This window comes from Streptomyces sp. NBC_00028, from assembly GCF_045041065.1.
Lineage (GTDB): Bacteria > Actinomycetota > Actinomycetes > Streptomycetales > Streptomycetaceae > Streptomyces.
Genome location: NZ_CP108293.1, coordinates 5817845 through 5836193 on the forward strand (window position 1 = coordinate 5817845; position 18349 = coordinate 5836193).

The 18349-nt window shown below is 69.6% G+C and carries 14 protein-coding genes and 1 tRNA gene; 6 read left to right on the top strand and 9 right to left on the bottom strand.

The window, feature by feature from the left end; genetic code table 11:
• The first annotated feature begins 214 nt into the window (after positions 1–214).
• Both OG885_RS26175 and OG885_RS26180 read left to right on the top strand, forming a co-directional pair.
• Positions 215–1237 (top strand): GNAT family N-acetyltransferase, encoded by a 1023-nt coding sequence (locus OG885_RS26175; protein WP_405735639.1) that lies wholly within the window; start codon positions 215–217, stop codon positions 1235–1237.
• Positions 1238–1280: 43 nt separating this feature from the next.
• A complete protein-coding gene (locus OG885_RS26180; RefSeq protein WP_405735642.1) occupies positions 1281–2513 on the top strand; it encodes a DegT/DnrJ/EryC1/StrS family aminotransferase in 1233 nt (410 codons plus the stop codon).
• Here OG885_RS26180 and OG885_RS26185 read toward each other — a convergent pair.
• Entirely contained in the window at positions 2467–2688 is a 222-nt protein-coding gene (locus OG885_RS26185; protein ID WP_399961012.1) for a cold shock domain-containing protein, read from the bottom strand. The two genes, OG885_RS26180 and OG885_RS26185, sit on opposite strands and share 47 nt — an antisense overlap.
• 139 nt (positions 2689–2827) lie before the next feature.
• On the opposite strand from OG885_RS26185, the gene OG885_RS26190 reads away from it, so the two are divergent.
• From OG885_RS26190 to OG885_RS26200, 3 genes are read left to right on the top strand one after another with little or no spacing between them, the layout of a single operon-like run.
• Positions 2828–3202, top strand: coding sequence for a hypothetical protein (locus OG885_RS26190; protein ID WP_405735645.1), 375 nt, complete (start codon positions 2828–2830; stop codon positions 3200–3202).
• Complete coding sequence (locus OG885_RS26195; RefSeq protein WP_405735646.1) at positions 3199–3669, top strand: hypothetical protein; 471 nt, start codon at positions 3199–3201, stop codon at positions 3667–3669. The genes OG885_RS26190 and OG885_RS26195 overlap by 4 nt, the downstream gene beginning before the upstream one ends.
• 49 nt (positions 3670–3718) lie before the next feature.
• Positions 3719–4102 carry a peptidase inhibitor family I36 protein gene (locus tag OG885_RS26200; RefSeq protein WP_329338037.1) on the top strand — a complete coding sequence of 128 codons (384 nt, stop codon included), beginning with the start codon at positions 3719–3721 and terminating at the stop codon, positions 4100–4102.
• A 56-nt stretch (positions 4103–4158) separates the two neighbouring features.
• Here OG885_RS26200 and OG885_RS26205 read toward each other — a convergent pair whose 3' ends face one another.
• Complete coding sequence (locus OG885_RS26205) at positions 4159–5145, bottom strand: polysaccharide deacetylase family protein (protein WP_405735649.1); 987 nt, start codon at positions 5143–5145, stop codon at positions 4159–4161.
• Positions 5146–5149: 4 nt separating this feature from the next.
• Entirely contained in the window at positions 5150–5863 is a 714-nt protein-coding gene (locus OG885_RS26210) for a glycoside hydrolase family 11 protein (protein ID WP_405735652.1), read from the bottom strand.
• A 677-nt stretch (positions 5864–6540) separates the two neighbouring features.
• Here OG885_RS26210 and chvE point away from each other — a divergent pair.
• Positions 6541–7629 (top strand): multiple monosaccharide ABC transporter substrate-binding protein, encoded by a 1089-nt coding sequence (gene chvE / locus OG885_RS26215; RefSeq protein ID WP_405735655.1) that lies wholly within the window; start codon positions 6541–6543, stop codon positions 7627–7629.
• 49 nt (positions 7630–7678) lie between these two features.
• Here chvE and OG885_RS26220 read toward each other — a convergent pair whose 3' ends face one another.
• The 6 genes from OG885_RS26220 to OG885_RS26245 form a co-directional block, all read right to left on the bottom strand.
• Positions 7679–10759, bottom strand: coding sequence for a type I restriction endonuclease subunit R (locus OG885_RS26220; RefSeq protein ID WP_405735658.1), 3081 nt, complete (start codon positions 10757–10759; stop codon positions 7679–7681).
• On the bottom strand, positions 10756–11982 hold the full coding sequence (locus OG885_RS26225) for a restriction endonuclease subunit S (protein ID WP_405735661.1): 1227 nt from the start codon (positions 11980–11982) through the stop codon (positions 10756–10758). The genes OG885_RS26220 and OG885_RS26225 overlap by 4 nt, the downstream gene beginning before the upstream one ends.
• The gene (locus tag OG885_RS26230; RefSeq protein ID WP_405735663.1) at positions 11979–14423 is read right to left on the bottom strand and encodes an N-6 DNA methylase; all 2445 of its coding nucleotides are present in this window, start codon (positions 14421–14423) and stop codon (positions 11979–11981) included. Before OG885_RS26230 ends, OG885_RS26225 begins: the two co-directional genes overlap by 4 nt.
• Before the next feature lie 177 nt (positions 14424–14600).
• Positions 14601–14673, bottom strand: a tRNA-Arg gene (locus OG885_RS26235).
• A gap of 61 nt (positions 14674–14734) precedes the next feature.
• Complete coding sequence (locus OG885_RS26240; RefSeq protein ID WP_405735666.1) at positions 14735–16426, bottom strand: IclR family transcriptional regulator C-terminal domain-containing protein; 1692 nt, start codon at positions 16424–16426, stop codon at positions 14735–14737.
• Between the two features lie 437 nt (positions 16427–16863).
• On the bottom strand, positions 16864–18165 hold the full coding sequence (locus OG885_RS26245) for a M6 family metalloprotease domain-containing protein (protein WP_405742884.1): 1302 nt from the start codon (positions 18163–18165) through the stop codon (positions 16864–16866).
• Positions 18166–18349 lie beyond the last annotated feature (184 nt).

Here is an 18349-nt window from a genome sequence, read left to right on the forward strand (position 1 = left end):
CGGACGGGCACATGGCGGAGGAAGTGGCGGGACGCGGCCGGCGCGTCATGGGGGGAACTGGGGGGAGCGATCGCCCATGCGATCCACGAGCAACTCCATGGACAACCAGAGAAATCAGCGAAACCAGCGAAACCAGCGAAGCCAGAGAAACCGGATAACGATCCACAGACCTGAGGAGCTCAGCAGCACGCTCCGCGCCGCCTGGCACCGGGTGATGGACGAGTCCCCGGACTTCGGAAACCCCTTCCTGGCCCCCGAGTTCGCGGCCGGGGTGGGCCGTCATCGGGGCGGGGCGCGGGTCGCGGTGTTGCACGAGGGTGCGGAGGCGGTCGGCTTCTTCCCCTACGAGCGGGGGCCGTTCGGGGTCGGGCGGGCGATCGGGCTCGGGCTCTCCGACTGCCAGGCCCTCGTCCACCGCTCCGGAGTCACCTGGGACACCGGGGAGTTGCTGAAGGCCTGCGGCCTCTCCGTGTTCGAGTTCGATCATCTCGTCGACGAGCAGAAGCCCTTCGGCCGGTATGTCACGGGGACGTTCGCCTCGCCGGTCGTGGATCTCAAGGCGGCCGAGGGCAGTTACCCGGAGTGGCTGCGGGCCACCTACCCCGGCCTGGCGAAGACGGTCCTGAAGAAGGAACGCCGACTGGCGCGCGACCACGGTGAGCTGCGCTTCGTCTTCGACGAGCGGGACCCGGAGGCCCTGCGGCAGCTGATGCGCTGGAAGTCCGCCCAGTACCGCCGCACGGGACGCATGGACCGCTTCGCCCGCCCCTGGATCGTCGACCTCACCGAGCATCTCTTCCAGGTCCGCGAGGACCACTTCACCGGCGTCCTGTCCGTCGTCTACGCCGGTGACCGCCCCGTCGCCGCCCACTTCGGCCCGACCTCCCGCACCGTCTTCGCGGCCTGGTTCACGGCGTACGACCCCGAACTGCGCTACTACTCCCCGGGCCTGCTCATGCATCTGCGGATGGCCGAGGCCGCCGGGCGTGAAGGGGTGCGGGTGCTGGACCTGGGGCGGGGCGACAAGGAGTACAAGGACTGGCTCAAGACCCGTGAGCTACGGGTCGGTGAGGGCTTCGCGGTCCGCCCGCACCCGGTGGCCGCGGCCCACCGCATGTGGCGCAGACCGGTCCGGGGCCTGCGCAACACGGTCCTGGCCCACCCCCGGCTCCGCGATCCGGCCGACCGTCTGCTGAAGACGATCGGCGGCCTGCGCACGTCACCGCCGGCGAAGTAGCCGACGAAGCAGCCCCCTCCACTGATCTACAGACGAGGTGACGATGCCGTACGGATCGCGGCTCGCCGCGACGATGACGCGGCGGCTCGGCCGGGAGTGCGTCTACACGCCCTCGGCCCGACTGGCCCTGTACCTGGCCCTGCGCCGCTGGTGCCGCCCCGGCGGACGCGTGCTGATGTCCCCGGTGAACGACGACGTGATCCTCTTCGTCGTCCTCGCGGCCGGCCTGCGCCCCGTGACCGCCCCGGTCTCCCCCTGGGACGGCAACATCGACCCGGCGGCCGTACCGGAGTCCACCTGGCGCTCCCTGGACGCGGTGCTGACCACCAACCTCTACGGCATCCCGGACCGCGTCGGCGAACTCCGCAGACGCTGCGCCCAGTTGGGCATCCCGCTCATCGAGGACGCGGCCCACGCGATCGGCACGCAGGTGGCCGGACAGCCCGTCGGTACCTTCGGTGAGGCCGCCGCCTTCAGTCTGTCCAAGCATGTGGCGGCGATGGCCGGCGGTTTCCTCGCGGTCGAGGACGCCCGCACCCGGCGGGAGCTGGAGCTGCTGCGGGACGACCTCCTCACCCCGGCCCGGCTCCGCGCCGACCTGGCCGTCACCCTGCGCCCCCTGGCCCGTTCGACGGTCAAGGCCCTGCACCTCGTACGCCCCACCTGGCGGGCCATGCAACGCCTCGGCCTGCTGGAGCGCGACGCCTACCGGATGCCGCTGCACGCGCCGCGGCTGTCGCTGGCCGCGCATGAGGCGCCCGGTCTGCCGCCGTACGATCCCTGGATCCGCGTCGACCTGCACGACTACCGCGTCCGCCACGGGGCGTTCGTGCGCGCCCAGTTGAAGCTGCGGCTCGATCGTCTGGACGCCGACCTCGCCCGCCGCCGGGCGGGCGTGACGCTACTCGCGGGCACCCCCTGGGCCTCCCCGGCGGTGCGTGAGCGGGCCGGGAGCGAGGGGCCGCTGCCGCTCTTCCGGGTGCCGCTGCTGGTGGCCGACCGGGACGCTCTGGTGGAGCGCCTGGTGGGGCACGGCGTGGTCTCCGGGTATCTCTACGACCCGCCGCTGGACGACTACGCGGGCGCGGAGTTCGTCGACCCGGCGCCGGACCCGGAGCCCGCCCGCTGGTTCGCCTCGCATGTGCTGCCGGTGGACCCGCTGCTCGCCCGCCCGGTCACCAAGGCGCTGACGAAGGAGCGGGCCAGGACGGTCGAGCCGGGGGAGGCTGTCAGGGCACGATGGACACCGCGCGGTAGTCGTATCCGTCCTGTTTGAAGCCCGGTGCCTCCCAAGCGAGTTGTACCCGCTGACCGGGGGTGAGGTTGCGGAAGGAGCCCTGCCCGGCCTGGATGTCGGAGTAGTGGGCGAAGCAGCCGCCCGGGGTCTCGGGGGAGTCGAGGACGCCCCAGCCTTCCTCGTCGTACCAGTCGCGGACGATCGCAGTCACCATGCTCCGGACCCTACCGGAGCGACGCCTGCTATATGACTACTCACTGTTACGAGTGACGTCCGTGCTCGCCGTGCTTGCGCAGGTCGAAGGGCGGGAAGGCAGCGCGTGCACCGTCCAACCGCCGCCCCCCGAGGTTCCCTTGCGACACTCCGTCACCTTCGCCCTGTCCGCCGCCGCGCTCACCGCGCTCGCGCTCGCCCCCGCCCCGGAGGCCGCAGCCGTCGCCGTCCAGCCGGGGCATGTCTGCTTCTGGCCCCAGCCCGGCGAGATGGGCGGCGGCTGGTGCTACGACGCCAACCGCGGCGGATACGCCGAACTCGACAACGCGGTGCGCAGAAACGCGCAGTCCTTCAGCTCCCAGGTCAACCGGACCACGTACGTCCTCCACTTCCCGCGCTCGGGCCCCTGTCTGCAACGCACGGTCTACGGGGGCGACTACTCCGAGAACTGGGAGTGGTCGGGCAAGGTCGACGCGATCGACACCACCCCGCACTCCGACTGCCAGCCGGGGTGAACCGCCGCGTCCTGCGCGCCCTCGCGGCGCTGTTTCTGGCCGTGTGCGCGACCAGTTGCGGCGGCCCGCGACAACCGGCCGTGTCCCTGACCCCGGCCGACACCCTCAAGGCGGCCCAGGTCCTGCTCACCGACCGCTGTCTGACCCGCCAGGGCCTCACTCCGCCCCGGCCGGGCGGTCCCGCCGCCTCCGGGGCCGTGGACCGCGCCCTGTTCGGCACCGGCCGGGCCGAACTCACCCTGGAACTGCCCGGCGGACAGATCGTCGGCCACCACACCGACGGCTGCCTCGCCGCCGCGGAACGCCGTCTCTACGGCGACCAGCGGCGCTGGTTCCGCGCCGTCACGCTCGTGAACAACCTCAAGTCCCGGGCCCCGCGCGAAGACCGCGCCGCCTACAAGGAACTGCGCGCCCACGGCCTCACCGAGGCCCGGGCGTTGCTGAGCGCGTCGTACAACCACTCCTAGTCCGGCTGTCGACGCATCGCACCACCACCTCCCTGGAAAGGCACTACTTGTGAAGCAGTACGTCTCCCTGCTCGTCGCCGCCGTCCTCGCCACCGGCACGGGCCTGGCCACCGCCTCGCCCGCGTCGGCCGCGGAGTGTCCGAGCGGCAACTTCTGCGCCTGGACCGACGCGAACTTCGGCGGGCAGCGGATGAACGCCTCCGGTGACGACGAGTGGTGGGAGAGCTGGATCGCCGACGAGGACTCCTCGTGGGCGAACCACGGCATCTCCGGCCCCGGCGTCAAGGACCACGTCAAGGTCTACGAGTCCGCGATCCAGTTCCCGTCCACGGGCGGGGCCATGACGATCTGCCTCCGTCCGGGCGACGAGGTGGGCTACAACGCGACCGCCAACGACCGCGGCGACGCCCATGTGTGGGCGATGGGCTGCTGACCCAGGCCGAACAGCGGGCGCGGCGGCCATCGGCGGGGCCGCCGCGCCCTGATGGGTCAGCCCGTGGTGCAGGAGACCGTGGGCCAGGTGTAGTTGCCGTTGTGCTGGATGGTCACGCCCCAGGTGTTGCCGCTGCCGTTGGGCTTGGCGGTCAGCACCTGTGCGCCGGGATAGCTGACGGTGGCGTTCCAGGTGGAGAGGACCTTCGCGGGCGAGGGCACGTTCATCGTCACGGTCCAGTTGCTGGAACCCGAGACCGCGACGTTGAGGTTGTACCGGTCGCTCCACGAGGACCCTGCGGACAGCGTGGCCGTACAGCCGGTGTTGCCGCCACCGCCACCGCCTCCGCCGCCGGGGGCGACGGCTCGGCCGGTGGTCGGCGAGATCATCCCGGCGCACAGCCCGCGCGCCGCCAGCCCCTGCGCGATCCGCGGGATCGCGGCGAGCGTGTTGGCGGGCCAGTCGTGCATGAGGATGACCTGGCCGTCGGTGAGCCGTCCGGCGGCGGCGACGATGGCGTCCGTACTGGCGCCGTTCCAGTCCTGTGAGTCCACGTTCCACAGGATCTCGGTGAGCCCGTACTTGGCCTCGACCGCCTTCACGGTCGCGTTGGTCTCGCCGTACGGTGGCCGGAACAGCGTCGGTGTGCCACCGCCGGCCGCGGCGATCGCCGCTTGTGTGCGGGAGATCTCCGAGTCGATCTGGGCCTGGCCGAGGGTGGTCAGATGGGGGTGGGTGTAGCTGTGGTTGGCGACCCACATACCGGCGCTGACCTGGGCCTTGACCAGAGACGGATTGGCGGCGGCGTACTGCCCCTGGTTGAACATCGTGGCCCGCAGCCCGTTCTGGGTGAGGGCGTTCAGCAGGGCTGAGGTGTTGCCGGACGGCCCGTCGTCGAAGGTGAGCCCGACGTACCCGGTACAGGCGGCGGCCTGTGCCGGGGCGGCGGCCTGGACGGTCAGGGTGCTCGCTGCTGCCATGGCGAGGACGGCCAATCTGCTGAGCAGGGAACGGAGTGGGCGGCGGATGGCGCGGCTGCTCATCCCCTCACCCGCTCACGGTGATGTTGGAGCTGCCGCTGCTCTGGTAGCCCTCCGTCGCCATGATCATGTAGTAGTTGAAGCTGCCGAGCGGCATCCCGACGCGCGACCAGGCGTCGAAGTGGTTGCCGGTGGTGATGGTGCCGCCGGTCCGCTTGGACTGGCGCACGCTCCAGTACTGGTTGAAGGTCCTGGTGCCTTCCACCGACGGGGCGTTGTAGCGGGTGGTCTGGTAGATGTCGTACGTGCCGCCGTCGCTGGTGACCGTGCCCTTGTACGTGCCGGTGGGCCGGTAGGTGCCCCAGTTGTCGACGATGTAGTACTCGACGAGCGGGTTCGAGGTCCAGCCGTACAGCGCCAGGTAGGCGTTGCCGGAGGGGCTGAAGCTGCCCGAGTACGTCACGTTCCTGCGGGAGCCGTTGCTCCAGCCCTTGCCCGCGACGAAGTTGCCGGTGTTGCGCCAGGAAGTGCTGTAGTTCCCACCGGAGTTCAGGGTCATGGAGACGGTGCCCTGGGCGTCGGTCCAGAAGGAGTAGTAGAAGCCGTTGTTGGTCCCGGTCTGGTTGGTGGTGACGACCGTGGCGGCGTGCGCGGTACCGACGGCGCCGGGGAGGGTCAGCGCGGCACCGGTGCCGAGCAGGAGGGCGCAGACACCTCGGCGGGTGGGGTGGGTGGAGGGGGTGGGGGCAGGGGTGTTGCTGGGTGCGGGTGCGTCGTTCATGGACGTGTTCCTCCTCGTCCTCGGAGAGGGCGGTGGGGGGCCGGAGGGGGGAGCCCCGTCAACGCATGCAGTGTTGGTCTGTCCCCGACAACTGTCAATGGTTTCGGCACAGTTGGCGAAACAGTCGCAGGTTGCTGACGTGCGGGGGTGGCGGGCGAATGCCTCTCGATCGAGATCGACTTTCGATCGTACGCATCGAATGTTTCGAGGAATTACCGGTCGACGCGGCCCGGATTCTTCACCCTCCCCACGCGTCCCATACCTTCGCACCTTTCTGTAACCGTTCCAGTTCGCACCGTTGACACCACGCACACCTCCCCTTACCGTCACGCCAACATTCCGCACGTATGTCGAGATTTCGAACGCTCGGAAGGCGAGTGCTCAGTGCATTGCCGTGATCGGCCCGTAGGCGACCTGAACGCCGTGGCGCGGCCTGACGTATAGGCGGCAAGGCAGTTGAAGGCCTGAGTGACGCACCGCACCAAACCGCCCCCAACTCCTGGGCGGCACAAGCAAGTTGCTCACCCCCCGCAACCCCCCCGCAGCCCCCCACGCATACCTCGTGAACCTCGCTGAGCCGACCCTCGCGTCGTTCGTACGTCACCGTCCCCCCGCTGGACCGCTCCCCTCGCACGCCGTCATCCCCTCAACGACGAGAAGGACAAGGAACCATCACCGTGCTCGATCGAAGAACCGTCCTGGCCGGAGCCGCCTCCCTGGCCCTCACCCTGTCCGCCTGTGGCCTCGAGAGCGACACCTCCGACAGCGGCTCCGGCAGCTCAGAGGGCGGCACCGTCGGCATCGCCATGCCGACCCGGTCCTCCGATCGCTGGCTCACCGACGGCAAGAGCGTGGTGGCCAACCTGAAGGCCAAGGGGTACAAGACCAAGCTGGTCTACGGCGACGACGACCCGAAGGCCCAGGTCGCGCAGATCGAGAAGCTGGTCAAGGAGGGCGTCGACGCCCTGATCATCGCGGCGATCGACAACAAGTCCCTGAACGGCGTGCTGAAGAAGGCCGCCGACGCCGACATCCTGGTGATCGCCTACGACCGGCTCATCATGGGCACCAAGAACGTCGACTACTACGTCTCGTTCGACAACGAGATGGTCGGCCGGATGCAGGCCCACCACATCATCGAGAAGCTCGGTCTGGACAAGGGCAAGGGCCCGTTCAACATCGAGTTGTTCGCCGGGTCTCCCGACGACAACAACACCAAGTACTTCTTCGACGGTTCGATGGCCCTCCTCCAGCCGTACCTGGACGGCAAGCAGTTGGTCGTCCCGTCCGGCCAGACCGAGCTCGACAAGATCACCACCCTGCGCTGGGACGGCCCCACCGCGGAGAAGCGCATGAACCGCGTCCTGTCCAAGTACGCCGGCCAGAAGCTCGACGCGGTCCTCTCGCCGTACGACGGCATATCGAGGGGCGTCCTGTCCGCCCTGCACACACACGGCTACGGCACCGCCATCAAGCCCCTCCCGATCGTCACCGGCCAGGACGCCGAACTGGAGTCCGTGAAGTCGATCATCGCGGGCCAGCAGTCGGAGACCGTCTACAAGGACGTCCGCAAGCTCGGTGACGCCGCCGCGACCGTCGTCGACGACGTGCTCAACGGCCGCACCCCGTGGGTGGACAACGCCATCGGCTACAAGAACGGCGTCAAGCCCGTCCCCGCCGTCCTGCTCCAGCCGACCAGCGTCGACAAGTCCAACTACGAGATCCTGGTCAAGGACGACTACTTCACCGAGGACGAGCTCAAGTAGCGGCCTCATGGGAAGGGCGTCCGCGGATCTCCGTGGGCGCTCTTCGCGTTCAGTGGTACTCCTCGCGCGCCTTCAGCAGTTCCAGCAGTTCGTCGAGCCGGTCGAAGCCGGCGGGCAGCGCCTGGGCGAGCGCGCGCCTGACCTTCTTCTCCTTCATCGCGTTGCCCACCCACGAGTCGGGCTTGGTGTCCAGAACGGTGGCGTGCACCACCGCGGCCGGCTCCGGCGCCTGGTCGAAGAAGTCGATCAGGGCGCGGCGGGCACCGTTGTCGGCCCATGCCGGGTACGCGGTGTCCGAGTCGCCCTTGCCGAGGCGGGACGCGGTCTCCAGCAGTTTCGCCAGGTACGCCTTGTAGTCCAGAGCTCCCTGCCGGCGCTCCTGGAGCACGGCGTCGAGCAGGTCCGACATCCTGTCGTAGTACTTCGGGTTCGTCGGGCGCTCATCGACGATCACCCTGCGCAGGGTGTTGGTGAGCGTCCCCGCCATCGCCTCGGGGTCCTTCCTGATGCCCGTGGGAAGCCTGTCGAGTGCTCCCGCCCCCTGCTCGGCGATCAACCGGATCAGTCCGGCCTCCTGGAAGTCGGCGACCACCTCGGAGGGACTGGCGCTGATGTACGTGTCGAGCAGGTGCCGCATGCCGGCCTCGTACTGGGTGAAGTCGACCTTCTCGCCGGCTCCGAGTCTGACCTCTTCCCGTACGTCGGCGTAGTGGGCGATCTCCTTTCTGATCGCGGCGGCCTCGGCGTCGCCGTAACGAGCGGCCCGCATGTCGTTGGCGAGGTTGCCGTACGCGCGGGCCACGGCCGCGACGGCCTTGTAGAGTTCGACCCGTTTGGTCTCGTTGGCTCGGAGCTGCTCGGCGTCGCCCTGTTCGGCGGCGCAGAAGTACCGCTGGTACTGGAGGGTGCCCTTCGGCGCCGCGACCGGCCCGCAGAGTGTCCGGATCCTCTCCAGGGCCGCGTCGAGATCGTCACGGGCCCTGTCGAGCCGGTCGGACAGCAGCCCCTCGACGTCCCTGGTCTCATAGCCTTCGAGGGCGCCACCTGCGTAGTTTGTGATCGCGGACTCGAGGGAGTTGAACAGGTCGCGGTAGTCGACGACGTAGCCGTACTCCTTGTCCTCGCCGTCGAGGCGGTTGACCCGGCAGATCGCCTGGAAGAGGCCGTGGTCCCGCATCTGCTTGTCGATGTACAGGTACGTCGCGCTCGGCGCGTCGAAGCCGGTCAGAAGCTTGTCGACGACGATGAGCAGCCGCATCCGGCCCGGGTCGTTGACGAAGCGTTCCTTGACGTCCCGCTCGAACTGCTCGACCTTGCCCATCGCCTGGTCGGCGGGCTCGTCGAAGTGGTCCGCGAGCATCCGCCGGTAGATCTCGTACTGGCGCAGCCGCTCGGTGGCTCCGTGGCCGGAGTCCTCCTTGGAGATGTCGCTCGCGTGGGGCGTGTACGAGGTGACGACGGCGCACTTGAGCCCGGCCTGGGTGAACAGCTCGTAGAACCTGCACGCCTGGTAGATGCTCGCGCTGACGAGGATGGCGTTGCCGCGGCCGTCCGACAGCCGCGGCTTGGTCTCCATGTCGAGCAGGATGTCGTCGACTATCTGCCGGGCGCGCGGCTCCGAGCCGGAGACCTTCCGGACGGTGCTCCAGCGCTTCTTGAGCGCGGCACGGGAGAGGTCGGTCATGCCGCGGGTCCTGGCCTCGAACCACTGGTCGACCTTGGCCTGCGAGGTCAGGTTCTGGTCGATGGTGCGCGCCTCGTACCTCAGGTCGAGCACGACACCGTCCGCGACGCCCTCGTTGAACCGGTAGGTGTGGATGAAACTGCCGAACCGCTGGACGGTGGTGTCCTTGTCCTCCTGGAGGAGCGGCGTACCGGTGAAGCCGATGAACGTGGCGTCGGGCAGGAGCGCCTTCATGGCGTCGTGCATCTTGCCGGACTGGGTGCGGTGGGCCTCGTCGACGAAGACGAAGAGGGTGCCCTTGGCGCGGAAGTCCTTGGGGACGGTCTCCCTCAGCTCACGCACGAACTCGCTCTCGGCCTCGTCGCGGGCGCTCTCGTCCGTTGGGCCACGGAACTTGTGGACCAGGGAGCAGATCACCCACTCCTGGCTCGCGTTCAACGTGGCGAGGAGGTCGGCGCCGCTCTTCGTGCGGTAGACGGACTCGTCGACTCCCTGGAAGACCTTCGCGATCTGATCGTCCAGCTCGGTCCGGTCTGTGATGAGGAGGACGCGGGCGTCCGGCTGGTTCTCGCGGATCCACTTGGCGAGCCACACCATCGTCAGGGACTTCCCGGAACCCTGGGTGTGCCAGATGATCCCGCCCTCGCCCTCGGCGATCCGCTGCTGGGCCGCCCTGACGCCGAAGTACTGGTGGGGTCGGCAGGTCTTCTTCTGCCCCGCGTCGAAGACCATGAAGTCATGCACCAGCTCCAGCAGCCGCTCCTTGGAGCAGAGCTGGGTCAGGGACCGGTCGAGCGGGCCGGCGATGTCGGAGGGCTCACGCCAGGCGAGCCAGTACTTCTCCGCCGTGCCGACGGCGCTGTAGCGCAGCCCTTCCACGTCGTTGCCGGCCATGACGAGCTGGACCGTCGTGAAGAACGACCGGATGAACTCCGGGCGTTGGTTCCCGATGCTCTGCCGGATGCCCTCGGAGACGGCGACCTTCGAGCGCTTGAGCTCGATCGTCCCGAAGGCGATGCCGTTGACGTACAGCACGATGTCCGGGCGCTTGGTGTGCTGCCCCCGTACCGTCACTTCCTCCGCCAGGGCGAAGTGGTTGGCCTCGGGACGCGCCCAGTCGACGAGCCACACCGTCCGCGTCTGCTCGCCGGCACCCGGCTTGACCTTCACCCCGTACCGGAGCAGGCCGTAGACGTCCCGGTTCGCCTCGTACAGATCACGGCCGCCGCCGAGCGAGGCGTCGCTCCTCAGCTTGTCGATCGCCTTGGTGACGAGGTGGTCGGCGTAGCCCCGGGCACGGAGGTTCCGGGTGAGCAGCTCGACATCGACGTTGGCGTTCGCCGCACGGTGTCCCCAGTCGCCGAGGTACTCGTAGCCCAACGAGTCGCGGAACAGGGCGATGACACGGTCCTGGGTCCTGCGCTCGGGTTGCCCGACGTCACTCACAGCGCGGCCCCCTCGGCGGGCAGGCGCGTACGACCGGTCAGGAGCTGCTGCATCATGCCTTGCTTCACCTGCTGTGCCTTGATGAGTCGTCGGCGCAGGACGGTCAGTTCGCCGTCGGCGTCATCCAGCGCCGTGGCGATCGCCTGCTGTTCTTCGCGGGGGAGAGGGGGAACGCCGGTGTTCCTGACCTGCGCCAGACTGATCTGCGGGTATGCCTGACCGGTCACGATGGACTCGTAGTACTCCCGTATCGAGCGCTGCGACAGGTAGTGGTACACGTAGCCGGAATCGAACCGGCCGTCCCTGATCCGCACTCTGGCGATGTGCTGGTTGATGTTCGCCTCGCCCGTGTTCGTCAGGCGGACGACGCGGCCGACATAGCCGGTGATCGTCATCAGGATGTCTCCGTCGGCGACCCGGCTCCGACGCAGGGCGTGATGGGCGGCCGGTGAGATGAACATCGACTGCCTCAGGTCCAGGCCGCGCTCGGAGACGCACTCGCTCCGCAGGAACGGGATGCCGCTGGATTCCCAGGCGAACCCGTATGTCGTGGGGGTCGCGCCCTTCGTGATGGATGCCGAGATCTCCCCCAGGCGCACGTCGGCCTGCCGGTCGGTGCGCCCGGTGCGGTGGGTCCCGCCGGTCAGGAGGTGCTGCGTCATGCCCAGCTTGATCGCCTGCTTCTTGGCGAGCATCCGCTCGATGACGGACATCAGGGCGTCCACGTCCCCGAGGCTCTCCGCGATGCGGCGCTGTTCCGGCAGAGCGGGCAACGCGATCTCGAACCCCGCGAACTCCGTCTTGTTCACCAGGGGCACCGCTTGTTCGCCGGCCCGCTCGCGCACGAGGGGCGACAGGGCACTGACGGCGTAGTACAGGAATTCCGGGTCGACCTGGCCGGTCGGGACGATCGAGTTGATCTGCTGGTTCGTGGCCAGAGCGCGACCGGCGAGCCCGACCTTCCCGATCGTGGAGCCGATGCACACGAAGAGCGTCGAGCCCGCGGGAACCCGTCTCGACCGGGAGAATCCGCGGGCGGACAGCATCTTGGCCGACGCCGTCACATGTTTCGTCCGGCCGAGATCCCCGGGGCTGACGAACAGGAACTCCTGGCCGTAGTTGGAGCGGTCGCCGGTCGGCGGTGTACTGCCCGTCACCACCGTGCCGACCGAGTCGATCCGCGCACGGCTCCAACCGGGCGGAAGTGTTTCCCCGGCGCTCACTGGTCGATGCCCATCGCGGTGAGATGGCCGGCCACCTTGGCTCCCCAGTGCTCCAGCTCCGTGTCGATGGCCCCGACGGTCTCCGCGTAGCGCTCGCCCAGCTGTCGGACACGTCCGACGAGCGTGAACGTCAGGGAGTTCGCGACACCGGCCACCCGGTTCGCGATCGTGGCATGCCACTTGTCGTCGAGGACGAGGTGCCTGATCTCGCGCTCGTCGAGCTCTCCGTACTTCCTGAACGTCGCGAGATCGAGGGCGGCTTGGGCTTCTCGTACGGCCTTCTTGGCGCCGGCCTCTTCGTCGTACAGCCGGACCAGCTGCCGGAGCGCCTCGGCCTCCTCCGCGTCGACCTCCGCGAGCCCCTCGCGCCGAACCGCCCTGAGGCGGGTCGCGGCAAGGGCCTTGGAGATCTTGCCGTCGTCCATCGCCCGGGCGAGCAGGCCGTCCTCCGTCGCGTGCTCCTCGATGTACTCCTCGACGGCGCGGCTGGCGTCCGCCGCCGCCGCGCGCAGTGCGTCGACGTTCGTCTGCTCGTCGGCGAAGTACCGGGCGACGACGAGCGCCGGCGGGACGAGGTCCGTCTTGTGCCTGGTGGCACCGCGCCCGGAGCCGATGACGAGGTCCGGGGTCTCGGAGAGCTTGCGTTCCTTGTCCTCGATGGTCCTGCGGGGCTTCGCCGCCTGGCACCACCCCTCGTTCATGACGAGGAAGACGTCGTCGTGCAGGACGTCGTGCCAGTACGTCATGAGCTGTTCGTAGACGTCGTACTCGTCGAGCAGAGGGGTGTTCCTGAACCGGGCCAGCAGATCGTCACCGATACCGGCGATCAGGTCCTTGGGGACCGTGTCCGCATCGAGCGCGCGCAGGGCCGGCCGGTGTGCGGCGAACCAGTCGTCGACCCGGCCGCGGACCTCCGCGGCGAACTTCTGGAACTCGTCGGAGTCCAGGACCGCCTGCTGAACCTCGGCCACCCCGACCGCCAGGTCGCTGTAGCCCGGGCGGTTCGGCCGGAACAGCGTGGTACGAAGACTCGGGAACGCCTCCCAGTACCCGTTGAGCGCGTCCAGGTCGCGGTCCGGGATGCCGCCGTGCAGGTGGGCGTGCAGGTCCTGGATGTCCTCCGGCTCGGAGGAGTCGATGTACCGCGGGATGTTGAGGTTGTAGTCGTTCTTCGGGCCGGCGATCTCATGGAGCGGCACCATGCGCCCGTAGCGCTCGATCTCGGTCTGCTTGGTGAAGACGTCGACGATTCTGTGGATGTCCCGGCTGCGGAGGCGGTGCTTGCTGCCGTCCTTCATGAAGCCCTGGGAGGCGTCGATCATGAAGACGCCCGTTCGCGTCTTGGCGTCCTCCTTGTCGAGGACGATGACGCAGGCCGGGATGCCGGTGCCGTAGAAGAGGTTCGGGGGCAGGCCGATGACGCCCTTGATGTAGCCACGGTTCAGCAGTTCCTTGCGGATGGCGGCCTCGGCATGGCCGCGGAACAGCACGCCGTGCGGCAGGATGACCGCGGCCTTGCCGTTGTCCTTCAGGGACTTGAGGAGGTGCAGCAGGAAGGCGTAGTCGCCGTTCTTCTGCGGCGGCCGGCCGAACTCGAAGCGGCCGTAGTCGTTCTCCAGGCCGTTGCTCCACGACTCGGTCGAGAACGGCGGGTTGGCGACGGCGAAGTCGAAGGTCCGCAGTTGGCCGCCCTGGGTGAACTGCGGGCTGGTGAGGGTGTCGCCCTTGCGGATGTCACGGTCCTCGTAGCCGTGGAGGATCATGTTCATCTGGGCCAGCGCCCAGGTGGCGTTGTCCTTCTCCTGGCCGTAGACGGTCAGCCCGCGCGGAGCCTCGTCGGTCACCCTGAGGAGCAGCGAGCCGGAGCCGCACGTGGGGTCGTAGACCGTGTGGTCCTGCCGTGTCTCCGCGCCGATGCCGAGGAGCTTGGCGAGTACCTGGGAGACCTCGGCCGGGGTGTAGAACTGCCCCTTCGACCGGCCCGACTCCGTGGCGAAGTGCCGCATCAGGTACTCGTAGGCGCCGCCCAGCAGGTCCTCGCCCCCGGCGCGGCTGCCGCGGAAGTCGAGATCGGCGAAAATCGTCACCAGCTTGGAGAGCCGGTCCTGCATGTCCTTGCCCTTGCCGAGCTTCTCCTCGTCGTTGAAGTCGGCCAGGTCGATGACCTTCTCCAGCCCGTTGGCCTCGGCGAGCCGACGGATGATGTCGTTGGTCTTCCTGCCGATCTCCTTGTCGCCCTTGAGAGCGACCATGTCGTCGAAGGACCCGCCGACAGGAACGTCGATCAAGGAGTGCGGGTCGGACTTCGCCTTGTCCGTCACGTACTTCACGAACAGCAACGTCAGCACGTAGTCCTTGAACTGACCTGCGTCCATGCCACCGCGCTGCTCGTCGCAACTCCGCCACAGCGAGCGGTACAGATCCGACTTCTTGAGAGCCACTGCCGTCCTTCACGCGACACCGTGTGACGGTCGCGTCACACGGTGATACTCCAAACGAGTGTCTCCACGATAGCGCCGGGCACTGACAGCGCCCCTGACCGTCACCAGGCACGAGAAAGGCCTCCCGTTCGAAGAGAACGGGAGGCCTCTGCTCCTCTGACCTGCTGTGCAAGTCTGTGCCCCCGGCAGGATTCGAACCTGCGACACCCGCTTTAGGAGAGCGGTGCTCTATCCCCTGAGCTACGAAGGCAGGGTGGTGTGGATCTCGGTGAGATCCGGCGACCAGCCTAGCGGATAAGGGGCGGGGGGTGTCAGGACGTCGGTACCCGGGTGAAGCGGCCCGCTGTGTGGAAGTCCTGTTCGATCGCCGTCGCGGTGGCCCGGAGTTCCGGGAGCAGGTCGCTCACGCATTCCGCGGGGGTGCGGCGGGTGGTGTGCATCGCGGTGTTCAGGGCCGCCACCACCCGGCCCCGGTGATCGCGCACCGGGACCGCGATCGAGCGCAGGCCGGCCTCCAACTCCTCGTCCACCAGGGCGTACCCCCGGGCGCGGACCTCGGTGAGGAGTCGGTCCAGGGCCGTGCGGTCCGTCAGGGTGTGCGGGGTCAGCGGGCGCAGCTCCCCGGGGGTGCGGCGGGCCGGGGGGAGGTCGGCGAGCAGGACGCGTCCCATGGAGGTGGCGTAGGCCGGGAGCCGGGTGCCGACGGTGAGGTTGACGCTCATCACACGGTTCGTGGCGACGCGGGCGGTGTACTGGATCTCGTCGCCGTGCGCGGTGAGCACCGCCAGTGACGCCGACTCGTGGATACGGGCAGACAGGTCCGCCAGATGCGGGGTCGCGATCTCGGCGAGCGTGGTGCGGGCCAGGGGTGGGAAGCCCAGGGACAGCACCCGGGGCGTCAGGGTGAAGGTGCGGTGTCCGGTCGCGGTGACGAGGCCCAGGTGCTCGTAGGTGATCAGGGCGCGGCGGGCCGTGGCGCGCGCGAGGCCCGTCGCCTTCGCCACCTCCGTCAGGGTCAGGGCGGCCCGGCCCTCCCCGAAGGCGGTCAGTACGGTCAACCCGCGGGCCAGGGACTCCACGAACCCCCTGCCGAGCTCCTGCTTGGACGCCCCGGTCCAGGTCGCCAGGCCCGAAGGGCCGGACCCCGGCTCCGGCGCGGACGTCTGGCGCAGTTCCCGTTCCATGTCCGCCACCGCCGCCCGCAGCCGGGGCAGCAGGGTGTCCCGCAGTCCGGCCGCCGTGTGCCGGCTGGTGTGGCTGACGACGCTCGCCGCGCACGCGATCCGCCCGGTGTGCGGGTCCCGTACCGGTACCGCGACCGCCACCAGGCCCGGTTCGATCAGCTGGTCGTCCAACGCCCAGCCGTTGACGGCCGCTTGCGCCGCGCGCTGCTCGAACTCCTCGTCCGGCCGCGGGTGTTCACGGGGCGGTACGGCCGGAAAGCCCCGGTCCTCGGGGTCCGCCGCCCGGCGTTCCCGCCAGGCGCGCCGGTCCGCTTCCGTCCACTCCGTCGCGAACAGGGCGCCCGGCGCGGTGCGTTCGGCCGGCAACAGGTCGCCGATGCGGAAGCTCAGGGACATCGCGCGGCGGCGGGTGGCCTGGTGGATGAAGCGGATGCCGTCCCGGTCCGCGACCGCCAGCGACACCGACTCGTCGAGCTCGTCGGCCAGTTCGTCGGCGCGCGCGTCCAGCAGCGCGGGCAGCCGCAGGGCGGCCAGATAGGCGTTGCCGAGGTCCATGAGGCGGGGGGTGAGGACCACGTCCCGGCCGTCGAGGCGGACGTACCCCATGCGGGCGAGGGTGGCGGTGATGCGGTCGACCGTGGAGCGCGCGAGGCCGGTCGCCCGCTCCAGCGCGCTCGGGCTCAGCGTGCCGCCGGCCTCGGTCAGCTCCCGCAGCACCGCGATCCCGCGGATCAACGGCGTGACCGCCTCCGCCGGCACGGCGGCAGGCGCCGTCGGCGCCACGGCGTCGTCCATGGTCGTGATCGTCTTCGCGGGCATTCGCTCTCCGGTACGGCAGTCGCGGAAGCCCTACGGTAAGCCTGCGCGGCCCGTCCGGGGGGTACCGGTCAGCGGCCCCGCCCCGGGTGGTGCCGGTGAGTGGTCCCGCCCCGGGTGGTGCCGGTGAGTGGTCCCGCCCCGGGTGGTGCCGGTGAGTGGTCCCGTCCGGGTGGCATCGGTCCGCACCCCCGCCCCGAGTGGTACCGGTCAGCGGCCGTCCGGGTGGTATCAGTCCGCGCCCCGTCCGGGTCGTGTCGGTCCGCACCCCGACCCCGGGTTCGTACCGGTCAGCGCCCCGCCCCGGCCGTACCCGTCCCACCCTCGCCCCGGCCGTACCCGTCCCACCCCCGCCCCGGCCGTACCCATCCCCATCCCCATCCCCACCCTCACCCCCACCCCGCCCCGGTCGCACCGGCGCGGCCCCGCCCCGCACCCGCTCAGCCCCGTGTCACCCGTACCCGGTAGTCGCCCGACGGATCGACGCCCGTCACCTCGATCCGGATCCCGTGTCTGCGGTCCTTGAAGACCTGGCCCGGGGTGAAGGGGGCGTCGGAGAGTTCCGCGTGGACGTTGGGGCTGCGGGTGCAGCCGCCGCTGTCCCGGCGGGAGTCGTAGACCGTGACCGGGCCCATCCCGGTGTCGACGTCGGCGTCCACCCTGTAGATCAGCGCCCCGGGCCGGCACACCGTCTCGTCGTTGCCCTCGCGGGTGCGCAGTTCCACGGCGTATCCGGTACGGCCGCTGACCGGCACGAAGAGCAGCTTGGGCCCGCCGGTCCTGGCCATCGGGGTGAGGGTGTACTCGGTGGCGCCGCGGGCGGTCGCGCAGGTCACCTGGGAGGCGTCCAGCCAGCCCAGCTTCCACTTGTGCCAGCCGAGGAGGTCGTTGTTGGCGCCCCAGTCCTCGCTCATGATGTCCCAGTGGCCGACCGAGCCGCCGCCGCCCGCCGTGTAGAGGTCGGGCAGCCCGAAGACATGCCCGTTCTCGTGCGGCAGGACCCGGTAGCCGGTCTGCGCGTAGGAGCCGGAGCCGTCGTCCTGACGGGAGTAGACGAAGGACGCGTTGGCGACCGGCACGCCGTCGGCGACCGGGGCGTCCGGGTTCCCGGCGAAGGTCACCGACAGGACCGTGTCCAGCGCGGGGGGCCCGGCGTTCGGGGTGACCAGCACGTTCAGGAAGTCGTACGACCGGAAGTCCACCTTCGGGTCGGCGGCGGCCACGATGTCCTGGACCAGGTCCCGGTAGCCGGGGTCGAAGGGCGCGCCGCGCTCTATGCCGTACGACGCGAAGGGCTTCGGCATGCGCAGCCAGGTCGGGATCGGCGTCTCGGGGCGGTAGTCGAGGCGGCCGTAGGAGCTGGTGCGGAACCAGTCCTGGGTCTGCGGGAAGAACTCGCGGAAGCGGTCGAGGGCGGGGCCGCGGCCCCGCGCGTCGGAGAAGTCGATCATCAGGGTGAGGGCGCGGACGGTGCCGGTGGAGCGGGAGTAGCCGCCGGTGGTGGGGACGCCCTCGGACATCTGGATCGCGGAGCCGCCGCGGATCAGACAGGGGCCGTGGGCGGAGGTGCGGGCCAGCGCGGTCGGTCCGGCGCCCGCGGGTGCGGGGGCCGCCGCGAGGTGGCGGGTACCGGCCGAGGTGCTGACCGCGAGGGTCAGCGCGGTCACGGACACGAGGGCGGCGACGCGGCGCGGGCGTATCCGACGGCTGGTCTGCTGTGCTGCCCGGCTGGTCTGCTGCAATGCACGGCCCTCTCCCGTCCATGGCAGCCGCAGGTCCACGGGCTGCACCCTTGCGATCACCCTGTGTCGTGGGGTGCGGGGGCGCGCGCTGGAGGGGCCGAACGTGGGTTTCTCGGCCGAAGAGATGTGACTCAGGTCACGTCACTTCTTTCCCTCAACCTGAAATAACCGGGGAGCGTCTCCC